The sequence below is a fragment of the Peptostreptococcus anaerobius VPI 4330 = DSM 2949 genome (assembly GCF_000381525.1).
Taxonomy (GTDB): domain Bacteria; phylum Bacillota; class Clostridia; order Peptostreptococcales; family Peptostreptococcaceae; genus Peptostreptococcus; species Peptostreptococcus anaerobius.
Map to the genome: position 1 here is coordinate 1 of NZ_KB906619.1, position 23,811 is coordinate 23,811.

23 protein-coding genes, 7 tRNA genes, 1 other RNA gene and 1 other annotated feature are annotated in these 23,811 nt (G+C 36.8%); of the genes, 2 read left to right on the plus strand and 29 right to left on the minus strand.

Features of this window, described 5'->3' with window-relative positions; genetic code table 11:
- Window positions 1-37 precede the first annotated feature (37 nt).
- The 6 genes from F823_RS0105495 to F823_RS0105520 all read right to left on the minus strand — a co-directional run bounded on the left by F823_RS0105495 (window position 38) and on the right by F823_RS0105520 (window position 548).
- A tRNA-Tyr gene (locus F823_RS0105495) sits at window positions 38-122 on the minus strand.
- Between the two features lies 1 nt (window position 123).
- Window positions 124-198: transfer RNA gene (locus F823_RS0105500), tRNA-Thr, on the minus strand.
- Between the two features lie 15 nt (window positions 199-213).
- Window positions 214-290: transfer RNA gene (locus F823_RS0105505), tRNA-Asp, on the minus strand.
- Window positions 291-306: 16 nt separating this feature from the next.
- Window positions 307-382: transfer RNA gene (locus F823_RS0105510), tRNA-Val, on the minus strand.
- A gap of 9 nt (window positions 383-391) precedes the next feature.
- Window positions 392-465, minus strand: a tRNA-Gly gene (locus F823_RS0105515).
- Between the two features lie 11 nt (window positions 466-476).
- Window positions 477-548: transfer RNA gene (locus tag F823_RS0105520), tRNA-Glu, on the minus strand.
- 451 nt (window positions 549-999) lie between these two features.
- On the opposite strand from F823_RS0105520, the gene F823_RS0105525 reads away from it, so the two are divergent.
- Window positions 1,000-2,199 (plus strand): MGDG synthase family glycosyltransferase, encoded by a 1,200-nt coding sequence (locus tag F823_RS0105525; protein ID WP_002845333.1) that lies wholly within the window; start codon window positions 1,000-1,002, stop codon window positions 2,197-2,199.
- Between the two features lie 48 nt (window positions 2,200-2,247).
- Here F823_RS0105525 and F823_RS0105530 read toward each other — a convergent pair whose 3' ends face one another.
- From F823_RS0105530 to F823_RS0105605, 17 genes are all read right to left on the minus strand, one after another.
- A complete protein-coding gene (locus F823_RS0105530) occupies window positions 2,248-2,430 on the minus strand; it encodes a hypothetical protein (protein WP_002845334.1) in 183 nt (60 codons plus the stop codon).
- 15 nt (window positions 2,431-2,445) lie between these two features.
- Window positions 2,446-3,045 (minus strand): recombination mediator RecR, encoded by a 600-nt coding sequence (recR, locus tag F823_RS0105535; protein ID WP_002843545.1) that lies wholly within the window; start codon window positions 3,043-3,045, stop codon window positions 2,446-2,448.
- A 12-nt stretch (window positions 3,046-3,057) separates the two neighbouring features.
- The gene (locus tag F823_RS0105540) at window positions 3,058-3,402 is read right to left on the minus strand and encodes a YbaB/EbfC family nucleoid-associated protein (RefSeq protein WP_002843551.1); all 345 of its coding nucleotides are present in this window, start codon (window positions 3,400-3,402) and stop codon (window positions 3,058-3,060) included.
- Window positions 3,403-3,521: 119 nt separating this feature from the next.
- Window positions 3,522-5,231: a DNA polymerase III subunit gamma/tau gene (gene dnaX / locus F823_RS0105545; protein ID WP_002845335.1), complete on the minus strand. Its 1,710-nt coding sequence runs from the start codon at window positions 5,229-5,231 to the stop codon at window positions 3,522-3,524.
- 68 nt (window positions 5,232-5,299) lie between these two features.
- Window positions 5,300-5,563: signal recognition particle sRNA large type (gene ffs, locus F823_RS10865), an RNA gene on the minus strand.
- Between the two features lie 142 nt (window positions 5,564-5,705).
- Window positions 5,706-6,710 carry an MBL fold metallo-hydrolase gene (locus F823_RS0105550; RefSeq protein ID WP_002845336.1) on the minus strand — a complete coding sequence of 335 codons (1,005 nt, stop codon included), beginning with the start codon at window positions 6,708-6,710 and terminating at the stop codon, window positions 5,706-5,708.
- A 37-nt stretch (window positions 6,711-6,747) separates the two neighbouring features.
- A complete protein-coding gene (locus F823_RS0105555; protein WP_019595468.1) occupies window positions 6,748-8,091 on the minus strand; it encodes a Na+/H+ antiporter NhaC family protein in 1,344 nt (447 codons plus the stop codon).
- 143 nt (window positions 8,092-8,234) lie between these two features.
- A tRNA-Ser gene (locus tag F823_RS0105560) sits at window positions 8,235-8,325 on the minus strand.
- Between the two features lie 76 nt (window positions 8,326-8,401).
- Entirely contained in the window at window positions 8,402-8,866 is a 465-nt protein-coding gene (locus F823_RS0105565; RefSeq protein ID WP_002845338.1) for a nucleoside deaminase, read from the minus strand.
- A gap of 268 nt (window positions 8,867-9,134) precedes the next feature.
- On the minus strand, window positions 9,135-9,806 hold the full coding sequence (locus F823_RS0105570; RefSeq protein ID WP_002842970.1) for a thiamine phosphate synthase: 672 nt from the start codon (window positions 9,804-9,806) through the stop codon (window positions 9,135-9,137).
- Between the two features lie 4 nt (window positions 9,807-9,810).
- On the minus strand, window positions 9,811-11,022 hold the full coding sequence (gene thiH, locus F823_RS0105575) for a 2-iminoacetate synthase ThiH (RefSeq protein WP_002845340.1): 1,212 nt from the start codon (window positions 11,020-11,022) through the stop codon (window positions 9,811-9,813).
- A 10-nt stretch (window positions 11,023-11,032) separates the two neighbouring features.
- Window positions 11,033-11,800, minus strand: a complete 768-nt coding sequence (locus tag F823_RS0105580) for a thiazole synthase (protein ID WP_002845341.1) — start codon at window positions 11,798-11,800, stop codon at window positions 11,033-11,035.
- A 142-nt stretch (window positions 11,801-11,942) separates the two neighbouring features.
- The gene (gene thiF / locus F823_RS0105585; RefSeq protein ID WP_002845342.1) at window positions 11,943-12,569 is read right to left on the minus strand and encodes a sulfur carrier protein ThiS adenylyltransferase ThiF; all 627 of its coding nucleotides are present in this window, start codon (window positions 12,567-12,569) and stop codon (window positions 11,943-11,945) included.
- Window positions 12,562-12,756 carry a sulfur carrier protein ThiS gene (thiS, locus tag F823_RS0105590; protein WP_002845343.1) on the minus strand — a complete coding sequence of 65 codons (195 nt, stop codon included), beginning with the start codon at window positions 12,754-12,756 and terminating at the stop codon, window positions 12,562-12,564. The genes thiF and thiS overlap by 8 nt, the downstream gene beginning before the upstream one ends.
- A gap of 338 nt (window positions 12,757-13,094) precedes the next feature.
- Entirely contained in the window at window positions 13,095-13,937 is an 843-nt protein-coding gene (locus tag F823_RS0105595) for a carbohydrate ABC transporter permease (protein WP_002845344.1), read from the minus strand.
- A gap of 1 nt (window position 13,938) precedes the next feature.
- Window positions 13,939-14,685, minus strand: coding sequence for a carbohydrate ABC transporter permease (locus F823_RS0105600; protein WP_019595470.1), 747 nt, complete (start codon window positions 14,683-14,685; stop codon window positions 13,939-13,941).
- A 118-nt stretch (window positions 14,686-14,803) separates the two neighbouring features.
- A complete protein-coding gene (locus F823_RS0105605; RefSeq protein ID WP_019595471.1) occupies window positions 14,804-16,069 on the minus strand; it encodes a sugar ABC transporter substrate-binding protein in 1,266 nt (421 codons plus the stop codon).
- A gap of 185 nt (window positions 16,070-16,254) precedes the next feature.
- Between F823_RS0105605 and F823_RS0105610 the strand changes: the two genes are divergently transcribed.
- A complete protein-coding gene (locus F823_RS0105610; RefSeq protein ID WP_002845348.1) occupies window positions 16,255-17,259 on the plus strand; it encodes a hypothetical protein in 1,005 nt (334 codons plus the stop codon).
- 69 nt (window positions 17,260-17,328) lie between these two features.
- Here F823_RS0105610 and serS read toward each other — a convergent pair whose 3' ends face one another.
- From serS to gyrA, 6 genes are all read right to left on the minus strand, one after another.
- Window positions 17,329-18,606 carry a serine--tRNA ligase gene (gene serS / locus F823_RS0105615; protein ID WP_019595472.1) on the minus strand — a complete coding sequence of 426 codons (1,278 nt, stop codon included), beginning with the start codon at window positions 18,604-18,606 and terminating at the stop codon, window positions 17,329-17,331.
- A 132-nt stretch (window positions 18,607-18,738) separates the two neighbouring features.
- Window positions 18,739-18,946: a binding site (T-box leader), on the minus strand.
- A gap of 47 nt (window positions 18,947-18,993) precedes the next feature.
- A complete protein-coding gene (locus tag F823_RS0105620; protein ID WP_242831488.1) occupies window positions 18,994-19,815 on the minus strand; it encodes a mechanosensitive ion channel family protein in 822 nt (273 codons plus the stop codon).
- 21 nt (window positions 19,816-19,836) lie between these two features.
- Window positions 19,837-20,610, minus strand: coding sequence for a SigB/SigF/SigG family RNA polymerase sigma factor (locus F823_RS0105625; RefSeq protein ID WP_002843023.1), 774 nt, complete (start codon window positions 20,608-20,610; stop codon window positions 19,837-19,839).
- Window positions 20,610-21,017: an ATP-binding protein gene (locus F823_RS0105630; RefSeq protein ID WP_002842959.1), complete on the minus strand. Its 408-nt coding sequence runs from the start codon at window positions 21,015-21,017 to the stop codon at window positions 20,610-20,612. Before F823_RS0105630 ends, F823_RS0105625 begins: the two co-directional genes overlap by 1 nt.
- A 4-nt stretch (window positions 21,018-21,021) precedes the next feature.
- On the minus strand, window positions 21,022-21,339 hold the full coding sequence (locus F823_RS0105635) for an STAS domain-containing protein (protein WP_002845350.1): 318 nt from the start codon (window positions 21,337-21,339) through the stop codon (window positions 21,022-21,024).
- Between the two features lie 12 nt (window positions 21,340-21,351).
- Window positions 21,352-23,799, minus strand: a complete 2,448-nt coding sequence (gene gyrA, locus F823_RS0105640) for a DNA gyrase subunit A (protein WP_002845351.1) — start codon at window positions 23,797-23,799, stop codon at window positions 21,352-21,354.
- Window positions 23,800-23,811 lie beyond the last annotated feature (12 nt).

The following is a 23,811-nucleotide window of genomic DNA, read 5'->3' on the forward strand; positions in this document are numbered from 1 at the left end:
CCAATTCCGCCACATCCGCGCATTATAGTTTATTTACTGGTGGAGGATGGTGGATTCGAACCACCGAAGTCGGTGACAACAGATTTACAGTCTGCCCCCTTTGGCCGCTCGGGAAATCCTCCGTGGAGCTGGTGATAGGAATCGAACCTACAACCTGCTGATTACAAGTCAGCTGCTCTACCGTTGAGCCACACCAGCATATTATTTTTTGAATGGCGACCTGGAAGGGGCTCGAACCCTCGACCTCCAGCGTGACAGGCTGGCATTCTAACCAACTGAACTACCAGGCCGCATTATTTAAGAATTTGGTGGGAGTAACAGGGCTCGAACCTGTGACCCCCTGCTTGTAAGGCAGATGCTCTCCCAGCTGAGCTATACTCCCACAATTCTATGGAGCGGGTGAAGGGGATCGAACCCTCACAGCTGGCTTGGAAGGCCAGAACTCTACCATTGAGCTACACCCGCATATTTAATTATGACTCATAGGGGATTCGAACCCCTGTAGCCGCCGTGAGAGGGCGGAGTCTTAACCACTTGACCAATGAGCCATGTTCTTAGTTTACTGACCAGCCATTGGACAAGTATTATAATACCAAATGCCAATATGAAAGTCAATAGATTTTTCGATATTTTTTAATTATTTTTCTCAACATAGTGAATTGTAGTTTTATAATACTTGTAGCAAATATATATCCGTACACCACATAGACTATATCTGACCTAAATTGTATAGTATTTACTAGCTTCACAAGAATCTAAAAACAACCAAGCATCGATTACATAGAGTATTATATCACAATCTGAGCTATTTTTCTAACTCTTTTTTAAAATAAATTTAACTTTATCTTAAATTCTCAAAAAAGCCTTTTATTCAGTCATTCTTTGTTTTATAATTTGATTTGAATGACTTAAGAGTCAGATCAAAAATAGGCTTTGTAAATCAATACATATAGTACAATATGCTAAGTAAGATAGTCAAAAATATGTAAGGAGGATCAAATGAAAAAAGTATTAATAATGACAGCCTCTACTGGCGGTGGCCATAATAGGGCTGCCAAGGCAATAATAGAAGATATAGAAGCGCTTAGATATAAAGATCAAAAAATCGAGTGTAAAATAATAGATAGCTTTAAGCTTGTAAATCAAACAATGGACAAGATAATATCTGACGGATATGAAATATCAGCCAAGTATACACCTACAGCTTATGGTAAGATCTATAACATATCCGATAAAAAGTTCTTTTCCTATAATGAGTTCAAAAACAATCCCCTGTCTTTTATAATGGCAAAGAGATTCAAAAAACTCCTTATAGAAGAACAGCCAGACCTTATAATAGGTACTCACGCATTCCCTCTTGTGGCCCTGAGTAAGCTAAAAAAGGGCTACGATGAGTTTCCACCTTTGATATCAGTCTTAACGGACTATACAGCCCACTCAGCCTACTTACAGGACGAGATAGACTATTATATATGCGGAGACGAGTTTGTAAAAGAACTTCTTATTGAAGATGGTATAGAAGAAGAAAAAATCAAACCTTTTGGTATACCTGTAGAAAAGGCCTTTATGGAATCTCGTGACAGGGATATAATAATGAACGAACTAGGGCTTGACCCAGACAAAAAGACAGTCCTTTTGATGGGTGGTAGCTTTGGAGCCGGAAATATAAAGGATACCCTTGATGAACTGGTCGGTATTGAACGTGACTTTCAGATACTTGTAATAGCAGGTAGAAACAAGTCTCTTAAAAGGTCTCTAGATGAAAGGATCAAATCGTACAATACGGATATAAACATCAAGGTGATAGGATTTACCAACATAATGAATGATATACTTACCATAGTAGATATACTTATCACAAAACCAGGCGGACTTACTACAACGGAGGCCCTCCTAAAGGAAGTTCCTATGGTAATCCCTTACTTTATACCTGGTCAAGAAGGAGAAAACCTAGACTTTTTAACAAACTGCGGTGTAGCTATCAGGACTACCAAGAAATTTTCGATTAAATCAGTCGTAAAGGTCCTAATAGACAACCCTGAAAGACTAGAAAGGATGAAGGATAATATCAGGTGTATAAGAAAGAACTGCTCTTCTTACAATATAGCCCTTCTATCTCTTGATATATTTGAAAATACCAGCGTAGACTACGATAACTTTTTGAATAGGAATAGACTCTTAGAGTTATTTGACCTTTAAAAGCAAAAAAGCCCATTTGACACTGGATCATCTGGGCTTATTTTATGCTTATTTTCCTGGCTCATAATAGTCTTCCTCATAGTCAAACTGGAAATGTCTGGCATTATTTCTAAAACTACCAGAATCATTTACCCTCTTGTACCTTGAGGTCTTCTTTGATGGGCCTGTCTTTTTCTTGTTATGTCTTTTCTTCAATAGTAGGTCCATGGCCTTATTTTCATCAAAATCCATGTCATTCACTCCTATCTATATTTCCCTTCTACCTTCAAGTGCCTTGGAAATAGTTACATCATCTGCGTATTCTAGGTCTCCACCTACAGGTAGACCATGGGCTATCCTTGTCACCTTGACACCCATTGGCTTGACTAGTCTAGATATATACATGGCTGTTGCTTCTCCTTCTATTGTAGGATTGGTAGCCATTATAAGTTCCTTGACCTGGCCATCACCCAATCTAGAGATAAGTTCCTTGATATTTAACATCTCGGGTCCAACCCCATCAAGCGGTGATATAACGCCATTTAAAACATGGTACTTGCCATTATAGTCCTTTGTCCTCTCCATAGCTGCTACATCCCTAGGGTCTTCAACAACACATATAGTGCTTGCATCCCTGTGACTATTAGAGCATATTGGACATACATCAGAATCTGATATATTGCAGCATACACTACAGTATTTTATCTCCTGCTTGACATCTACCAAGGCCTTTGCAAGCCCCTTGACATCATTCTCATTCATATTTATAACGTGAAATGCAAGTCTCTGGGCTGTTTTTCTTCCTACTCCGGGCAGTTTAGAAAATTCATTTATAAGTCTATCTATCGGTTCGCTGTAATTTTCCATAATCTACTACCACTAGAATGGTAAATTCATACCCCCAGTTAGCTTGCTCATCTGAGACTTCTGCATTTCTTCTATATCCCTAAGGACCTGGTTTACAGCACTAATAACTAGGTCTTCAAGCATCTCTATATCATCAGGGTCAACTACTTCTGGCTTGATTGTTATAGATGTAAGTTCTCTTTTACCAGTCATCTTTACCACAACTGCTCCACCACCTACTGATGCCTCTACTTCTTTAGCCTCTAGTTCTTCTTGCTGTCTTTGCATATCTTCCTGCATCTTCTGAGCCTGCTTTAACAGGTTGTTCATGTTCATTCCACCTGGCATTCCTCCGCCAAATCCACCTCTTTTAGCCATATTACTTCCTCCTATTTAAGTTTATTTTCTTGTTTTTCAATTTTATTTTAATATTTGTCAACCTATATGAGATGACAAATAACATTTATAATTTTACCTATATTCAGGTCAAATATCAATTATTTTTCTATCTTTAATTTATCTCCAAGACTGCTCAATATACCAATCGCTGGATCTTGTCCAAGTTCCTGCTTAGGTTCTGGATCAGAAAACTCCATCTTGTCCATATCATCCTTGACTATAAACCTTACATCTATGTCCATCTTGTATATTTCACTGATTACATTTTTTATATATTTGCTAGTTTCTTCCTGTTTCAATCTATCTATAGCAAAGGAAAATCCATCACTCAAGACAACATACAGGATATGGTTCTTGTACCTAAGTGCGTGCTTGTCCTCCAAAAACGCCTTCAGTGGCATTTTCCTGTCCTTTACGAGTCTTTCAAGAAGCTTATTCCAATTTTCTTCTATGTAAGCAAGACCTTCTTCGTCTATGTCCTCTAGATTTTGATCAGGACGGTCTTTTCTAGGAGATGATAAATCAGTTTCTTGTCCGTAACTATCCTTGTTTATTCTATCATGTCTTCCAACTCTCTGGTCCATATGCCCCCTAGACTTATCAGACAAGATAGGTTCTGGGTCCTCTATACTTGTACCCGCTTGACCTACTACTGTTATCCTGCCATCCTCTACCATTCTCTCTATGACTTCTAACCTCTTTTTTATGGCCCTATAGGAGTCATCGGTTGCGGGACTTGCTAGTTTCATTATATATATTTCTAGAGTCATCCTCTGATTTGTAGACTGCTTTAACTTGTCTATAGCCTCTGACAATAGGTTTAATACCCTTATTATCTCTTCTGTATCTATGGACTTAGACTTTTCTAGCAACTTGTTCCTGTATTCTTCATTGAATTCTACAACAGAATCAGCTTCATTGAATATCTTCATCATCATCATCGACCTAAAAACACTGGTCAAGTCTTCAACCAAGAGCCTGATATCCTTGCCCCACATAAAGTAGTCATCAACTAGCTTCATAGACCTTGCAACATCGGATTCTATAATAGATTCAGCAAGACTTATAAGTTGACCTGGGTCCGCTGCACCAAGTAGGTCTAGGACCTCTTCCATGCTTATTGGCCCATTTGAAAATGACAGGCACTTGTCTAGAATACTCAGGGAGTCCCTAACAGAGCCCTGGCCATTTTTAGCCACCAATCTTAGGGCATCATCACTTATATCTACATTCTCTTTTTGGCAGATAAATTTCATCTTGTCTACTAGGGTGTCCAGTCCTATCCTCTTAAAGTCAAACCTCTGACACCTAGACAAAATAGTCGCTGGTATTTTGTTGGGTTCAGTTGTGGCTAGGATAAATATAACATATGATGGTGGCTCCTCAAGTGTCTTTAATAGGGCATTGAAGGCTCCTGAAGACAACATATGGACCTCATCTATTATATATACCTTGTACTTGGACTTGTTTGGAGTGTATTTTACTGTATCTCTTATCTCTCTTATATCGTCAACGCTATTGTTGGATGCAGCATCTATTTCTATTACGTCTAAGTTAGACGCATCCATTATAGACACACAAGACTGGCATACATTACATGGCTTGTCCCCGTCATGAGTACAGTTTACAGCCCTAGCAAGTATCTTTGCTGTAGATGTCTTACCAGTTCCCCTAGTTCCACAGAATAGGTAGGCGTGGCTTAGATTATTCGTATTTATCTGGTTTATTAAAGTTTTTATTATATGGTCTTGACCTATTACATCATCAAATACCATGGGTCTGTACTCTCTATACAAAGCCTTGTGCATACCATTACCTCCATAAAAAAATAGCAACTCCTAGGAGTTGCCTCGGGTCAACCCCGATTATTACTTAAATGTACACCATCCGTCGACAAGTATCTCCAACCGTTACCTTGGCAGTTGGCTCCTTATAGGCGAACCCAAGTCACACAAAAGTGATCACTTATCGCTGCTTTCTTCCGAATCTGACGAGGTTCATGAGCTTTCATTGCTTGGGACCCATCTATCAACACTACTTAACAAGGTCAGCATTACAGATAGATTGCCTCGGGATGGAATTCAACCCCGCTAAAGCGGATTGCGGGTACAGGGCACCGCTAACTCCCCATCTAGTACAAAAGAATTATAACACAAGCAGGGTAAATATTCAAGGAAAATCACTTTCACTAAAATACCCTCCTTATTATTAGCAATTGATACTATAGTATTTCATTGATAATTATTGATCGTTTCCAAGGAAAATATCTAGTATCTGTCTTTTTATAGTGACGAATTCTTCAGAGTAAGAAAGTTTTTCTTAAAATACAAGACACCCTGTCTTTCTTCCATAATGATATCTCCATTTTCAACCAAGTGGTATACATGGGCCATAGTCTCACCAGATGCAAAAAACTTCTGGGCTGGTGGAAAATCATCCCACCCATCCGCCTTTATCCTCCATGATATCCTTGGGGCAAGGTCTCTGATAGTATACTCAATACCACTTTCCATAGCATCTAGAATCTCCTGCATCCTAAGCATGTGGTGGTAAATAATAGTGTCAATCCTAGACCTGTAGTCTTTAATCAGGTCCCTATGAGTAGAAAATACATATTCTATATCCATCTTTTTAAGGTCTAATAGGGTATTGATATAGACTCCTAGCATATCCCCCTTATCAAATCCCCAAAATGTTATATTAGGAGTTATAGTCTCAAGTATGGTATCTCCACAAAATAGGATCTTGTGATTTTTCTCATATAGACCCATATGTCCTGGTGTATGACCCTTGATAGATATGACCTCAAACTCATAGTCTCCAGTCTTTATAGTAGCTCCTTCTTCTAAAAAAATAAAATCTGCCTTCTCATTGGGCTGGTATAGGTAGCCAGGATGGTCATCTAGAACTACTTCCCCTTTTTTGACTGCATAGTATTCAAATAATTTTTCTACAAATTTCCAATAGCTACCTTCAATAGAATCTACAACTAGATCACCATCGACTTTTCCTATATATACTGGACATCCTTCTTTTGAAAATTCATAAGAAAGGCCAGTATGGTCTGCGTGCATATGGGTCAAAAACAATTCAGTATCTTTTATATCTAGATCTAGCTCTTTTAGGCCCTCCTTCATAGAAAGCAAGGTCTCTTCCATATTGTAACCAGTATCGAGCACAAGATTCTTGTCCTTGTCCTTTATTACGTATACATTTATAGCCTTTAGTGGGCTCTTAGGTAGCTTAGCCTCAAACATATATATATTATCAAAAACCTCTTTTACCATATAAGTATTCTCCTTAAAGTATCATATTTTCAATAAACTATATACTCTTCTTAGATTTTCTATTTGCAAGCTTGGAGTGTATCATATCTGTATAAGGAACATATATAGACAACAGGGCAAATACAGCTAGTAGTCCCTGATACCAACAGAAATACACAACATCAAATGGGCTATTAAGACCCTTTATGCTGGCACAAGCGAATAAGACCTGGGCTCCATAAGGGATCAGCCCCTGGAATACACAAGAGAATATATCCAACAAGGAAGCTGCCCTCTTAGGTTCTATTCCGTACTCCTCACTTATCTCCTTGGCTATAGGTCCATTGATAAGTATGGCAACAGTATTGTTGGCAGTTGCCATATCAGTTATAGATACCATGGCGCTTATACCAAGTTCAGCAGTCTTCTTACCCTTGATTACTTTTTTAATCTTGTTTAGGATCCAGTTGATGCCACCTTCTTTTTCTACCATGTAGGCAAGTCCACCCATCAACATTGATAGTAAGAATATATCAAGCATCCCCTTAAAGCCTTCAAATATCTGCTGGCTAAACACAAGTGTAGTAAATGAACCACCAGCTATTCCTATAATACCTGAAAGTACTATACCACCTGTCAAAACAACAAAAACATTCATACCACATAGGGCTGCTATAAGTACAAACATATATGGTACAACCTTTATTAACTCATAGTCATATGCCTTCACTGGAGGTATCACATCAGGTCTACCAAACACCAATAAAAGACCTATAGTCACAATGGCTGCCGGAAGAGCTATCAAGAAGTTGGCCTTAAACTTGTCTTTCATTTCAACTCCCTGAGTTCTTGTTGCTGCTATAGTCGTATCTGATATGATTGATAGGTTGTCACCAAACATACCCCCACCTATAGTCGCACCTATAACCAAGGCTTCATTAAGTCCTGCTGCTTGAGCAAAACCTATAGCTATTGGAGCAACCGCAACAACAGTACCTACAGATGTACCTGTTGATATGGCTATAAAGGATGAAATTACGAATATACCTACACTGATATACTGGGCAGGTATGACAGACATACCTAGATTTACAACTGAATCTACTCCACCCATACTCTTAGACACAGTTGAAAAAGCTCCAGCAAGCAAGAATATAATACACATAATGATTATATTTTCATTACCACAACCCTTGATTAGACTATTGAACTTCTCATCAATAGTACCCTTAAAAATAATAAATGCTGCTATAATACCTACTACGGCTGCTACTGGTGACGGCAACTGGTAAAACGCCATCTCAACTCCTCTAGCATTTAAAACAATACCCGTTATAAGATAAACGCCTATAAATACCAAGAATGGAAGCAAGGCAATAGCACTGACTTTTTTGTTTTTCATTTATACCTCCAAATAATAGTTTTTATTGTTCAAACTTACTTTTTAAATAAGATTACTCGTAAAAATAATATTTTATTCTAGTAAAAAGGAACTATTAAGCAAAACTCAATACTTCCATTCATAATAAGACTATAAAGTTTAACTGGCGGAGAGAGAGGGATTCGAACCCTCGGTGCAGTTTCCCGCACACCCGCTTTCCAGGCGAGCCCCTTAAGCCAACTCGGACACCTCTCCACGACTATTATACTATATCATAAACAAGTATTTTTATCAATTACTTTATTTGCCTAAATATAGTTCTTTTCCCTTCCTAATCAAGTTTCTTGCCCATCCTTCTCTCCTTGAAAAAATCAACCAAAATCCTAGAGCAATCCTCTTCCAAAATCCCTATCTCAAAACTTATCTTTGAATCTGTATAAAACTCTTTTTTAAAGTCATTATGCTTTGTAACTATATGGTTTTTGTGGTGACCTGCCCCTATATACAAGCTTCTAATCCTAGAATTTGCTATGGCTCCCGCACACATAAAACAAGGCTCCATCGTAACATACATCTGGCAGTCATAGAGCCTCCACCTAGCTAGGTTTTTGACAGCGTCATTTATAGCCATAATCTCTGCATGGGCTAGGGGGTTGTTTTGTAACTCTACTTGGTTAAATCCTCTTCCTACTATCCTTCCTTGGTATACAATTACAGCACCTATTGGAGTCTCCTTGAGGGCATAGGCCTTACGAGCCTCTACTAGAGCTTGTTCCATAAAATATTCTTTTTCCATATATACAAAAGTCTCCTAACTATCATTATTTATCAAATCTAGCCTACAAATCCATAAAATATATAATATAGAATATAATCTATAGAATCTATATTATATAATCTAACATATATATCATACAAATGGTAGCCACAAAACAAAATATATCACATATATATAATAAACTATATACCACAAGCAAATAATATATTTAATTTTATATACCTTACTATAAAATAGGTGCTAAGTTAATAAACATTGTAAATTTATAACTAGCACCTGATTTTTACTATATTTTATTTTTCATAATATTAGACATCATAACCACCCCACTAGCCCCTGAATCTATACACTCTCGGGCATTAGTATGGTTTATACCTCCTAGGGCATATACTGGTATATCTATGTTTTTGACTACATAATTTAACTCATCCAAGCCCCTTGGTTCAAGCCCCTTTTTGCAGTCTGTTATAAATATATGAGAAAAAGTTATATAACTAGCTCCCAGTTCTCTAGCCTCCCTAGCTTCCTCAAGGGAGTGACAGGATACCCCAATACTGTCAAACTTATCCACAAGTTTTTTATTGTTTTTCAAAATATGAAGGGGTAGGTGAATATTTTTTATCCCATTTTCCACAGACTTTTCCATAAAATAATGACTGTATAGGCCTATTCTTGGTAGATTGTTGACTACAAGCCTCTTATCCCTGTTAAATCTATCCACCAAATCATAGATATTTTGATATAGTTTTATATAGTCTGATTGGTCCATATCCTTTTCTCTTAATATTATAGAGTCTAGTATATATCCTTCTAAATACTTGCAATCCATATAATCATCTATTACCCTTCCAAGCCTATAAACAAGGTCTTGTCCCTCACACAATTTCCTGTTGGTGATTACCTTCAGTCTAATCGGGCTATTCCTATCATATGTAATGTCATTTGGGCTATTTTCCATACTACTACTTCCTTGAAGGCTTGGTAGACTTAGATTCATCATAGGCCAGGTTGATATACTCACTCATTACAGGCTGAAGCCCTGCTTTTTTAATGGCTTCAAATACTTCTTCAACATTTCTTCCATCAGATATTTCAAACTGTTCATCACCCTTGGCATCATCTACTTCTTCAGAGTGACTACCTATACCTGTGCTTACACCTGCAGATATCTTAGTGGCTGCTATCTTGATTATATTGTCCCTAAACCTAGCACCCTCCCTAGTAGATACTGTTATGTTGGCAAAAGGTAAAAATAGCCTGTATGCACATATAATTTGGAGTAGCTGAGTTTCGTGTACGTCCTTTGGATTTATCTTGTCATTGTTGATGATAGGTCTAAGTCTAGGGCAAGATATTGATATCTCTGCATGAGGGTACTTTTTCTGAAGTAAATGGGCATGGTAACCTGTAGCAAAGGCATCCTTTCTAAAGTCATCAAGTCCAAGAAGGGCTGCAAAACCAACTCCCCTCATGCCACCCATAAGGGCTCTTTCTTGGGCATTTAACCTATATGGGAATATCCTCTTATGACCCGCAAGATGAAGTGTCTCATACTTGTCTGAGTTGTATGTTTCCTGGAATACTGTAACATAGTCTGCACCACAAGAATTTAGGTAGGCGTATTCATCACTATTCATTGGATATACCTCTATACCAACTAGGTTAAAATACTTGCTAGCCAACTTACAAGCCTCTCCTATATATTTTATATCTGAATGCTTTCTAGACTCGCCTGTTAGAATCAATATATCCTCTAGTCCAGATTCTGCTATTGCCTTTAGTTCTTTCTCTATCTGGTCTAAATCCAGCCTAGATCTTTTTATCTTGTTGTGTGAATTGAAGCCACAGTAGATACAGTAGTTCTCACAGTAGTTTGCTATATACAGGGGTGTGAACATATATATCGAGTTACCAAAATGTCTCCTAGTAAAATCCTGGGCCTTCCTAGCTATTGCTTCCAAATGGTTTTGGGCAGCGGGTGAAAGTAGGCATTCAAAGTCCCTAACATCTAGTATATCTTTTTCAAGAACTGCCTCTACATCAGCATCTGTAAATTTACTAAAATCACAGGCATTCATTGAAGATATTACCCTGTCCATCACATCAGACTTTATTATCTCCATGTCTGGCATATACTTCATATGGTCTATTCTATTTTCCTTAGCTATAGTCATAACTTACCTCCTAGTCTTCCAAAAATCCTGTTAGTGGTGATGATGCAACTCCACCCTTTTCTATAACCCTGCCAAGCTTTGCAAGATAAGCACGTCTACCTGCCTCAATAGCATACTTAAATGCCTCTGCCATCATAGGTATATCTCCTGCAGTAGCTATAGCAGTATTGGCCATTATAGCAGCGGCTCCCATCTCCATAGCTTCACAAGCCTGAGATGGTCTACCAATACCAGCATCAACTATTACAGGTAGGTCTATTTCATCTATCAATATCTTTATAAACTCCTTAGTAGCAAGTCCCCTATTTGAACCAATTGGAGAACCAAGAGGCATTATACAGGCAGCCCCTGCATTTTTTAGGTCTCTTGCAACATTAAGGTCTGGATACATATAAGGCATTACAATAAATCCCTCTTTGGCCAGAATTTCTGTAGCCTTTATAGTCTCTGCATTGTCTGGAAGTAAGTACTTGGAATCCCTTATTACTTCTACCTTTACAAAGTCTCCACATCCACATTCACGAGATAACCTAGCTATTCTTACAGCCTCTTCAGCATTTCTAGCCCCTGAAGTATTAGGAAGAAGTGTAACTCCTTCAGGTATATAATCTAGTATATTCTCTACCTGACCACCTACAGCACGCCTAAGGGCTAGTGTGATAATCTCAGCACCTGCATACTTTACAGCACTATTTATTAAGTCTACTGAATATTTGCCAGAACCTAGTATAAATCTTGAATTAAATTCCCTACCACCAATTATTAACTTATCATCCATCTTGCTACCTCCTGTTTATTATAAATATCTTTTATGATTAAAATTACTTTTTATTATTTATATTTGTTACATTCATTAATTATATTCCTTGCTTCCTGCATTTTCTATCAGTACATTTTGTATAGTATAATAATATAGTATATTATTCAATCCCCATTATTATCCTAAGTATGATATTGGCCTGGTGACCTGCACATATATTTACCCTCGGAGCCATCATACCATCAACCTCTTCAAAATCTGATACATCATCTCCGCAGATATACAGGTTTTTAAATCTCTTGACCGTCTTTATAGAATTGGCATCTCCAATACCTGCCATTCCAGAACTTGCAACTACAAACTTGTCACTGTAATTTGAAAGTATCTCACCAACAACCATGGACTTAGTCATAGCATTGTCAAGGGCCTCGCATATGATTGACTCTTTATCGACTATTTCTAGTATATTGTCCCTATCTATTTTTTTATCTATCACCTCAAGGACTATATCCCTATTAATAGACCTGATAACATCTACTATAGCCTCTGTCTTTTTCATTCCTATGTGGGTGAGATTATAGTACTGCCTGTTGAGATTGGACTCTTCAACCCTGTCAAAATCAACCAAAATAAGCCTTCCAATTCCAGCCCTTGCAAGGGATACAGCTATATTAGAACCTAGCCCACCAAGACCTAGTATGCATACACTTGACTCGCCCAACTTGTTTGTAGGGTCTGATACATTCCTCTTGAAAATTTCCTTATGGTATCGTGACAACTTAACCACCTCCTACAAAGCATACAATTTCTATCTTATCGTACTCATTTATAATGTAGTCACCATATGTTCCCCTCTTGACTATATCACCATTGACTTCCACTGCCAACCTATCAGCATCAAAGCCATTAGATACTAGGTAGTCAAGTAGGCTAGTATTTTTAATATCTACTTGCTGTCCATTTATAGTAGCCATTTCTATCCTCCTTTTTCTTCACATATATTATTTTGTGTAGTTTTTTCTAGTTTTTAGCGAAAAAAAACGCACGAAGGAAGCCTACACCCGCGGTGGTGTACCCCTTCGTGCGATAATCATCAACACTCTAACCATATTGTACTATATATTTTATTAAAATTCAAGAGAAAATATATTTATAACGGAGCAACTAAGTTACAAAACTATGATGCTTCATTCTATGAATGGGCAGCAGATAACAATAATGAGGTTGAAAAATAAAATATATAGATTGGTCTTATAATATCATTTAATAAATCCCTCAAAAGAATGCTCTTCTGAGGGATCTGTTATTTTTATTACTTGCCTGTTCCCTGCATCAGGCCAGATATTAGGTGTTTCCTAAACAATACTGCAACCATTGCTGGAATAATTAGTGAAATAATACCACTAGCCGATATCATGCCATATCTTACATCATTTCTAGATATAAATTCAGATAAGACCATAGTAACCAACTTATTTTCATGGGACGATATAAGTATAAGAGGTATTTGGAACTGGTTCCAACTCATTATAAATACCATCAGTATACAAGTAAATATTATAGGTGTTGAAAGTGGCATAATTATCTTTAAAAATATCTGTAACTCATCGCATCCCTCTATAGATGCAGACTCAACCAACTCCCTAGGTATAGACTTAAAATAATTCATCATAGTCCAAGTGGTAATAGGTATGAATGATGATACATATATTATAGCCACCCAAAATACACTATCTAGCATTCCGTGCTCAGCAAACATAGAGTAAATAGGTATAATAGTTGTAAATACAGGTATTACAATAGTAAGCATCAAAAACTTCATAACAAACTCTCTAGCTCTAAACTTATACCTGTAAAAAGAGTAGGCTGCAAATAAAGATGTAGGTATTCCAATTACCATAGTTGTTACAGACATCATCAGGGAATTTTTAAGCCCCCTAAATATTACCTCACTCTCTTGACTTGACCTATCAAATATACTCAGGTAATTCCCCCAATTAATCTTACTTGGAAGAAAATCACCACTTGACCTAAATATTTCACTTTCAGGCGTAATACTCATTATAAAGCACCATATTATTGGACCTAGGGTAAATGCCAAAAAGAATAAAATAACTAGTATATAGCCTATCTTGTAGATGGTTTTGTTTTTCATTTTAGTCCTCCTTAGCAATATTCTTTATATATAAGTATCCTACCAAACCAGATAAGATCATTACAATATAGGTTATAGCAGAACCGTATCCAAAATCTAAATATGTAAATGTATTCATATAGTTGTAGATTAGTAGTGTAGCTGTGTCCAACCTATATCCTGTAATAGATACCAATTCATCGAATACATTTATTGCAGCTATAGTTATCTGTATGAGTACAATAGAAAATGATGGCAATAAAAACGGAAGAGTAATCTTCTTAAACTCATCAATTTTACCACAACCATCTACCCTTGCAGCCTCATATAGTTCCTTGGGTATATTTTGTAGACTTGCCAATATTAGTATAGAACAAAATGGTATTACCTTCCATGCAACTACTATAGCTACTACAAATAAGGTAGTAGTAATGCCGCTAGTCCATTCTATTGGATTTTCTACCAAGCCCATATTTATCAATAGCTTATTCATAAATCCATATCCTGGATAGAATACAAATTTCCATATTATGCCATTTACAAGGGGTGGCAATGCCCATGGTATAATAGCAACTGCAGTTAAAATAGGACTTATTTTAGACTTTTTATTTAGAATCAGCCCTACTACTATACTAAAGCTAAAAGCTATAACTAATGTTAGGACCAATATTATTAATGAGTTTTTTAGGGCACTATGAAAGTCTTGGGACCCCAAGACTTTCAAGTAGTTATTTATACCTACAAACTTCCTATTGTAGGGCTCTGTCATTTTATAATTCTGTAAACTAAACAAAAATGTTCTAAAAATAGGATATAAAACTGTTGTCACCATTATTAGCAAACATGGAAATAATAGGATCCAAGGTCTTAATCTATATTTTTTCATACTATTTATTTTCCGCTACAACTTTGTTTACTTTTTCCACCATCTGATCAGCAGCCTGTTCTGGTGTTAACTTTTCATTTGCCATCTGGTTGATAGTATTGAATATTTCAGTACTCATCTTTGTGTAGTAGTCTGGTACACCATTAGGGAATGGAGTCTCTATCATCTTAGAAAGTTCAAGCATTGCACCAGCATTCTTTATCTTTCCATCATTAAGCAGCTTTTCTATAACAGATGTTCTTGTTGGAAGTACTGATACATTCTCATACAACTTGTACTGGACATCCTTTGATGTATACCAAGCTACAAACTTCTTAGCAGCTTCCTTGTTCTTTGAGTATGGAGATATACCGACAGCCTCTGCAAATGGAACTGTAGCTGTAGCTTCCTTATCCTTACCTGGAAGTACAACTGGAACTACCTGGTCAACAACCTTAGATTCTTTAGGATTGTTTACCTTTACAACAAAAGATGATGGTCCTACCATAAATGCAGCTTCACCATTGCTTAGCTTTGGAAATGCTTCTTCTGAAGTTCTGTTTGCTGGATCTGATAGACCCTCTCTATTAAGCTTGTCTAGTATCTTTAAGGCATCTAGGGCAGATTCCTTATTTAGGGTATTATCTTCATTGAATACCTTGCCATTTCTTGAGTAGGCCAACCATAAGAATGTTGTAGTAGACTTCTCAGTTGCAGCCATAGGATTTGAAACTGGATACTTAACAACGTTCTTTTCCTTTAAAATCTTAGCATTTTCTATTACCTGGTCCCAAGTCTTTGGAGCTTCCTTTATTCCAGCCTTATCATACATAGCCTTGTTATAGTAGGCTATTCTATAGTCATTTGAATATGGTACAGCATATACCTTGCCATCCACAGAGAATGTTGCTGTAGTCTTCATATCATCCATATCTTCCTTAGACATTTCAATTTCTTCTAACCAACCAGCCTTCTTAAATTCTCCAACCCAAGACCAGTCAACTTCATAAACGTCTGCTGCTGCCTTTTTACCAGCTGCTGCAGTTGATATTTTATTTCTAATATCATCCCAGCTAGTTGTCATAACATTTACTTTAATACCAGATTCCTTTTCAAAATCCTTTAACATTTCTTCTGTTGGAACTCCCCAATCAGGTATCATAAATGATACTTCATTAGCTCCCTCTTCCTTCTTGCTAGCAGAGTCATCTGACTTTTTTGATGCACAACCAGTTAGAGCCATAGTTCCAACCAAAAGCATCATCATTAACTTAGAAAACTTCTTCATAAGTACCTCCTCAAAATCATATAAGTATAAAAGATAATAGCTATAATAAATATAGTTAATATCTTTATAAGTCTAATATAGCCTACTTCCTATAAAAAAGCAATCGTTTTTACTTATAAAATGATATTCAAATTTACAACTATATGTGCTAGAATTAAATAAAATCAACTTTTTAAGGAGACTTTATGAAATATTCTATAAATAATATATTAAAAGTCAAAAATAAGTATATCGAATACTATAATAAAAACAGTATCAATATGATAGTCAAGGACATAAAGGATATAGTAAAAATATATAAATCTAGTTCGAGTAAGCACCAGCCAATTTTTGATATAGAATCTTATATAGATACATTAAATCAAGACACTATAGACATGGCCATTGAGTCAATAAAATCTGGGTATAGTGACATAAATCAAAGCAATAATAAAGACTATATATCTAGCCTAGATGACTATAATATAGGACTAGTACTCTTAACTATGCTCCCAGTATTAAATGTCCTATATAAAGAAAATAATATCTCTAATTACATATTTTATCATACAATATCAGACATTTTTCTTAGACTAAATATCTACTACTTATCACACAGTGATAAGACTAGGTTTGGACTAGAAAGTTTTGAAGGAAGCTGGTTGATAAGGATATTTTACCTAAATATATTCAAAATAGGATCTCTACAGTATGAAAAAGTCCACAATAATTGGGCCAGTTTTTGCGACCAAACCCTTATAAATAATCTATCCAAAATGGACTTAAATCCTCCTATATTAGATCTTAAGTCTAGAAAATGCAAAAATATAGGAGAAGTATGCCATGATGTAGACCTCATATCTATCCATATCATGCAGGGTGAAAATATAAAAAAATTATCTTGCATAGAGTCTATAAAAATGGCCAAGGAATTTTTTTCAGAAAGCATATATAACTATAAGTGTTTTTATTGTAGGTCTTGGCTACTCTACAGACCGATGAAGTCGATACTTTCAAGCAAGTCAAGCATTGGAGAATTTATGGACCTATTCAACATAATTTATGAATACCAAGATCCATCAATGGCACTTGATAGAATATTTGGTAAGTATACATACAGCTTAAAAGATATAAAAAATCCAACAAGTCTACAAATAAAAGCCAGAAATAACAGAGATTTACTCGGTATAGGTATAGGAATACTAAAATAAGAAATCCCCTAGGACAAACGTAAGTAATAACTTATGTCATCCTAGGGGACTATTAATTTATATCAAAAATTACTTGATTACATCGCATCTCATATAGCTTCTTAGGGCTTCTGGAACAACTACTGTTCCGTCTTCCTGCTGGTAGTTTTCAAGTATAGCTGCTACTGTTCTACCTATAGCTAGACCTGATCCATTTAGTGTATGTACAAATTCAGTCTTGGCATTTCTATCCCTCTTGAATCTGATATTGGCTCTTCTAGCCTGGAAGTCTTCAAAGTTTGAGCAAGAAGATATTTCAACATATCTGTTGTAGCTTGGCATCCAAACTTCTAGGTCGTACTTCTTAGCCGCTGTAAATCCTAGGTCACCTGTACATATCTTTACAACCCTGTATGGTAGTCCTAGTAGCTGTAGCATCTTTTCTGCATCATTTGTAAGGCTTTCTAATTCTTCATATGAATCTTCTGGCTTAACAAACTTAACTAGTTCAACCTTGTTAAACTGGTGCTGTCTTACTAAACCTCTTGTATCCCTACCTGCTGAACCTGCTTCTGATCTAAAGCATGGAGTGTAGGCACAGTGCTTGATTGGAAGACTATCAAAGTCTACTATTTCATTGTTGTAAAGATTAGTTACTGGTACCTCTGCTGTTGGTACAAGGAAGTAGTCTAATCCTTCAATCTTGAACATATCCTCTTCAAACTTTGGAAGCTGACCAGTACCTATAAAGCTGTTTCTATTTGCCATAAATGGTGGTATTATCTCTGTGTATCCATTTTCTGAATGCTGGTCCATATAGAAAGATAGTAGGGCTCTTTCTAGTCTAGCTCCTAGTCCCTTAAGAACTGTAAATCTTGATCCTGTTATCTTTCCACCTCTTTCAAAGTCTAAGATATCTAGGTCTGTTCCTATATCCCAATGAGCCTTTTCTTCAAAGTCAAACTTTCTTGGTTCTCCCCAAGTTCTTATCTGAACATTGTCTTCATCAGTTTCACCCTGTGGTACATCTGGGTTTGGTACGTTTGGTATTCTAAGAAGTCTGTAAACTAGGCCTTCTTCAACTTCCTTTAACTGAGCATCTAGTTCTTTAATCTTGTCTGATAATTCCTTTAGTTCAGCCTTGATTGGTCCTATATCTTGGCCATTTTTGATCATTTCTGGTATCTTCTTAGAATCTACATTTGACTGGTTCTTCATAACTTCAACTTCTTTTAAGATTTCTTTTCTCTTATCGTCAAGTGCGATTACTTCATCAAGGTCCTTAGGATCGAATTCACCTTCCCCTCTTCTTCCCATTAGTACTTTGATGTCTTCAAGATTTTCTCTTATTCTTTTTACGTCTAACATATCCTTTACCTCTCTTTGTCCCAATATATTTTTAGATTTTACGGGTAGTCTCACTCTAAATACTTATAATAATTGCAAACCTAAACTAACTAGTATTGTTGTAGATTGTATAAAAAAAGACCTCCGCCCCTAAATAGGGACGAAAGTCAAAATTCCGCGTTACCACCCAAGTTCCCGGATAAATCCGGACTCTCAAACCCTTATCGCAGGTCCTACGTCTAGTACTATTTCAAACTAGAAGCTCGGGAGTAGATTCAGACTATAGTGCAGTGGATTCTCACCAACTATCCACTCTCTGCTTACACCTAATAATCCTACTAAGTTCCGTCATTGCTCTTTATCTTGCTATGGCTACATTATATACCATCAATTTGTTTATTTCAAGCCTTAATTTAAATTATTTATCACAAAACCACTGGCAAGCTTAATATTCTTCTGGTCAAACTCATTTTTAAATTCTTCCATCAGCTTGTAGTATACCTGCCAATAATCTCCTGTATTGACCCATGGCTTTGCTATAAACCTTATTATCTTGTTGTTCATTGAGTCTACACCTATAAGTGGGGCTGGATTATCCAGTATCCTCTTTTCCTCGCTGAACAACCTATTGACAATCTCATACAAGACCTGTATATCCGTATCATACTCCACATTGAAAATAAAATCCATCCTTCTCTTGTTCTGGGCTGTATAGTTGATTACAGGACTAGATGTTATCTGTGAATTTGGAAGTGTGATCAGCTTGTTGTCAACTGTTGTTAGGACAGTAGAGAACATATTTATTTCTGTTACAGTGCCCTCTGTTGCCTCACACTTTATATAGTCTCCAAGCTGGAAGGGCTTGAAAAATAGTATGATAAGGCAAGAACCTAGGTTGGCTAGGACTTCCTTGAAGGCCAAACCTATAGAAAAACCTGCCGCTCCTAGTATGGCTGCAAAGGATGCCGTATTGACACCCAAGACAGCCAAGGACTGCATTATACCAACAAGTATAATGGTAACCTGCACAAAATTGATTATAAGGCTCACTAGGCCTATGCTAGTCTTGTACTTGTCCAGCAACCTAGTAAGTATCATCTTGACCAACTTGGCTACAAAAAGGCTGACAATAAACAATATCAATGAAAATATTATCTCTGGCAACATGGCTGTCAGTTTTTCACTATACATACCAAGTATAGTTGTCTGCTTTTCGATTGTATTTTCCATATTATTCATTAGTTTGTATTTTTAAACCACCTTTAAATATTCTTTTTTTAGTTTTTCAACTATCTTCTTTTCCAGTCTTGAAACAGTCATCTGTGAAATTCCAAGTTCTCCTGCTATAACTGACTGGGTCTTATTTTCAAAGAATCTACCCTTGACTATAGACACTTCTAACTCGTTTAATGTCTCCATAAACTTGTCCAAAAAGTCCATATCTTCAATCTGAGAAAAGTTCTTTTCTTCAAAACCTATCTTATCTCCAAGGGTTATATCCTTGTCTTCGTTATCTTCGTTGCTAGGTGTATCCAGTGACATAGGCTGGTATCCATAAGATGCTTCCATTGCCTCTAGTACATCTTCTAGGTCAACTTCTAGATATTCTGCTATTTCTATTGGTTTTGGACTCCTCTTTAGTTCCTGCTCCAGTAGAGTCTTGGTATTGCTTATCTTTTTACTCAACTCCTGGATCCTTCTAGGTACTCTCAGTGTCCAAACCTTGTCTCTAAAGTACTTTTTGATTTCTCCTACTATCGTCGGTGTTGCGAAACTCGAAAATTCAAATCCCTTCGATACGTCATACCTGTCAATAGCAAAGATCAAAGCTAATGATGCCACCTGAAAAATATCTTCGTAGTCCACACCCTTATTCATATATTTTCTTGAAAGTATCTTCGCCAAATATAGGTGCTTTTCTATCAGTATGTTTCTAATTGCAATATTATCTTTGTCCTCAGAAAAAATCTTAAAAAGATCCTTTACATCCATTTCCTCGTATTTTCCTGTGGCTCCATGATTCATTACTCTTCAACTCCAACTAATTTAGAAAATCTAATTACAGTACCGCATTCTTCGCAAGATTTAACTTCCACTTCATCCATTAAAGATTTTATTATAAATAAACCTAAACCACTAGTCTTAGGATTTTTTAGGTCTGGTTCTGCTACAGCTACCGTGTCATAGCCAATACCTTGGTCGATTACTTCAACATCTAATCTTGATTCATTGACTAGGAATTTGACCTCAAATTCTTTTTCCTTGCTGTGTTTAATAGCATTTGTACAAGCTTCTGATATAGCTACTTTTAAGTCTTCTATATCTTCCATTGTAAATCCCATCTTACTAGCTATACCAGATGTTGTCAGTCTTATCACTGAAACTAAATCTGGATCATTTGACATTTTCATGTTTATTACACTAGTTTCCACTCTACTATCCCTCCATTTTTATTATCTGATCGAGTCCTGTTATATTAAATATCTTCTTCACATTATCTCTAGCATTTAATATTTTTATATCCTTGCCCTTGCTCCTTAGGTTCTTCATTATACCTACTATAACGCCTACACCTGTTGAGTCTATATACTTAAGTTTAGACATATCTATATTTATATCAGATAAATTGGATTCAATGTTGTTGTTTAACTCCATCCTTAACTCTTCTGAACAAGATAGATCTAGCTCTCCTGATAGACCTACATTCCAAACTTGCTGATCATTTTCATATGCTGAATTAATCCCAAATGACATACTAACAACCTCCTAATTTTCTTCTATATCTTCTGCCTTTATCTTGGCTATTGAAACTACTTCGACCTCTTCATCAGTCCTCATAAGTTTCACACCGCTTGTTATACGGCCGAATATAGAAATTTCATTAACTCTTATCCTTATCAAGACACCATTTGAATTTATCATCATCATTTCGTCATCTTCATTTACTAGGGATGAACCTACTATTTTACCTGTCTTTGATGTGATATTGTATGTCTTGATCCCCTTGCCACCTCTTATCTGTGGCCTGTACTCTTCTACATCACTTCTCTTACCAAAACCATTCTGGCTGACTACTAGGAGATTGTCTCCTTCTCCTATTAGGTTCATAGATACTACCCTGTCGTCCTTTGATAGGGTTATACCCTTGACTCCTGTAGCCGTCCTACCCATTGGTCTGACATCTGCTTCATTAAACCTAATAGACATTGCATTTTCTGTTACTAGTACTACTTCCTGGTTTCCATCAGTCATATTTACCCCTATCAGTTCGTCTCCGTCCTTTAGGTTTATGGCTATTAGACCAGATTTATTTATATTCTTAAACTCACTTATCTGAGTCTTTTTAACTATACCATTTTTTGTTGCCAGAAGTAGATAATCTGACTCATTTCCAGTATTGTTATCTGAGTTAAATGTTATTGTCCTAGCTACCTTTTCTCCAGGATTTAACTGGAGTAGGTTGACTATTGCTGTTCCCTTTGATGTTCTCTTTCCTTCTGGAACTTCATATGCATTTAACCTATATACCCTACCCCTATTTGTAAAGAATAGGATTGTTGAATATGTTGTTGTGGATATAAGCTCTCTTACAAAGTCTTCTTCCCTAGTTGTAAGGGCTGATATACCCCTTCCCCCTCTTTTCTGACTCTTATATGTATCAGCTGGAAGTCTCTTTATATATCCTAAATGAGTAAGTGTGATTGCTACATCTTCTTCTTCAAATAGGTCTTTTACATCGAACTCACCCTCTGCTGGTATGATCTGTGTCCTTCTTGGATCTTCGTGCTTGGCCTTTATAGCAAGCATCTCTTCCTTGATTACTCCAAGTAGTTTTAATTCATCTGCAAGTATTGACTCAAGGTATTCTATCCTAGCCATTAAGTCCTTGTATTCCTTGTCAATTTTCTCTCTTTCAAGACCTGTAAGTCTCTGGAGTCTCATGTCCAATATGGCCTGGGCCTGGATTTCTGATAGGGCAAATTCTTCTATCAATCTATCCTTGGCTATCTGGCCTGTCTTAGATGACCTGATAATTGATATTACCCTGTCTATATTGTCTAGGGCTATCTTCAAACCTTCAAGTATATGAGCCCTAGCATGTGCCTTTCTAAGCTCGAACTGAGTTCTTCTAGTTATTACATCCTTTTGGTGGTCTAGGTAATAGCCTAGGACCTGCTTTAGGTTGAGTATCTTAGGTGTTCCATCGACTATAGCAAGCATTATAATTGAGAATGTATCCTCTAGCTGAGAGTGCTTGTATAGGTTGTTTAGAACTATATTGGCATTTGTATCCCTCTTTAGCTCTATTACTATTCTCATACCCTCTCTGTTGGTCTCATCTCTAAGGTCTGATATTCCCTCTACCTTCTTTTCCTTGACTAGGTCTGCTATCTTTTCAACCAATCTTGCCTTGTTTACCTGGTATGGTATCTCTGTTACTACTATCTGTTGCTTACCCTTAGGTAGTTCTTCTATCTCTGCCTTGGCCCTTACCTTCACCTTGCCACGACCTGTCTTATAGGCCTGCTTGATACCGTCATAGCCTACAATAGTTGCAGCTGTTGGGAAGTCTGGTCCCTTTACGTAGTCAAGCAGTTCATCTACATCACAATCCTGGTTGTCTATGTAGTGGACTGTTGCATCTATTACCTCTCCTAGGTTGTGAGGTGGTATAGATGTCGCCATACCAACGGCTATACCGTTTGATCCATTTACCAATAGGTTTGGATACCTAGCTGGCAATACTATAGGCTCTTCTAAGGACTCGTCAAAGTTAGGTCCAAAATCTACTGTCTCTTTTTCTATGTCCCTAAGAAGCTCTAGGGCAAGCTTTGACATTCTGGCCTCTGTATATCTCATGGCAGCCGGGCTGTCACCATCCACTGAACCAAAGTTACCCTGGCCGTCAACTAGTAGTCCCCTAGTTGAGAAGTCCTGGGCCATCTTTACCATAGCCATATATACAGATGAGTCACCATGTGGGTGGTACTTACCTAGTACGTCACCGACTATACGGGCTGACTTTCTGTATGGCTTGTCTGGAGTGATTCCCTGCTCCATCATAGAATATAATATTCTTCTGTGGACAGGCTTTAGACCATCTCTTACGTCTGGTAGGGCTCTACCTACGATAACACTCATAGAATAGTCTATGTATGATTTTCTCATTTCTTCTGATATCTCTATGGGAATAATTCTATTATTTGTATCCATTTACTTGTCCAC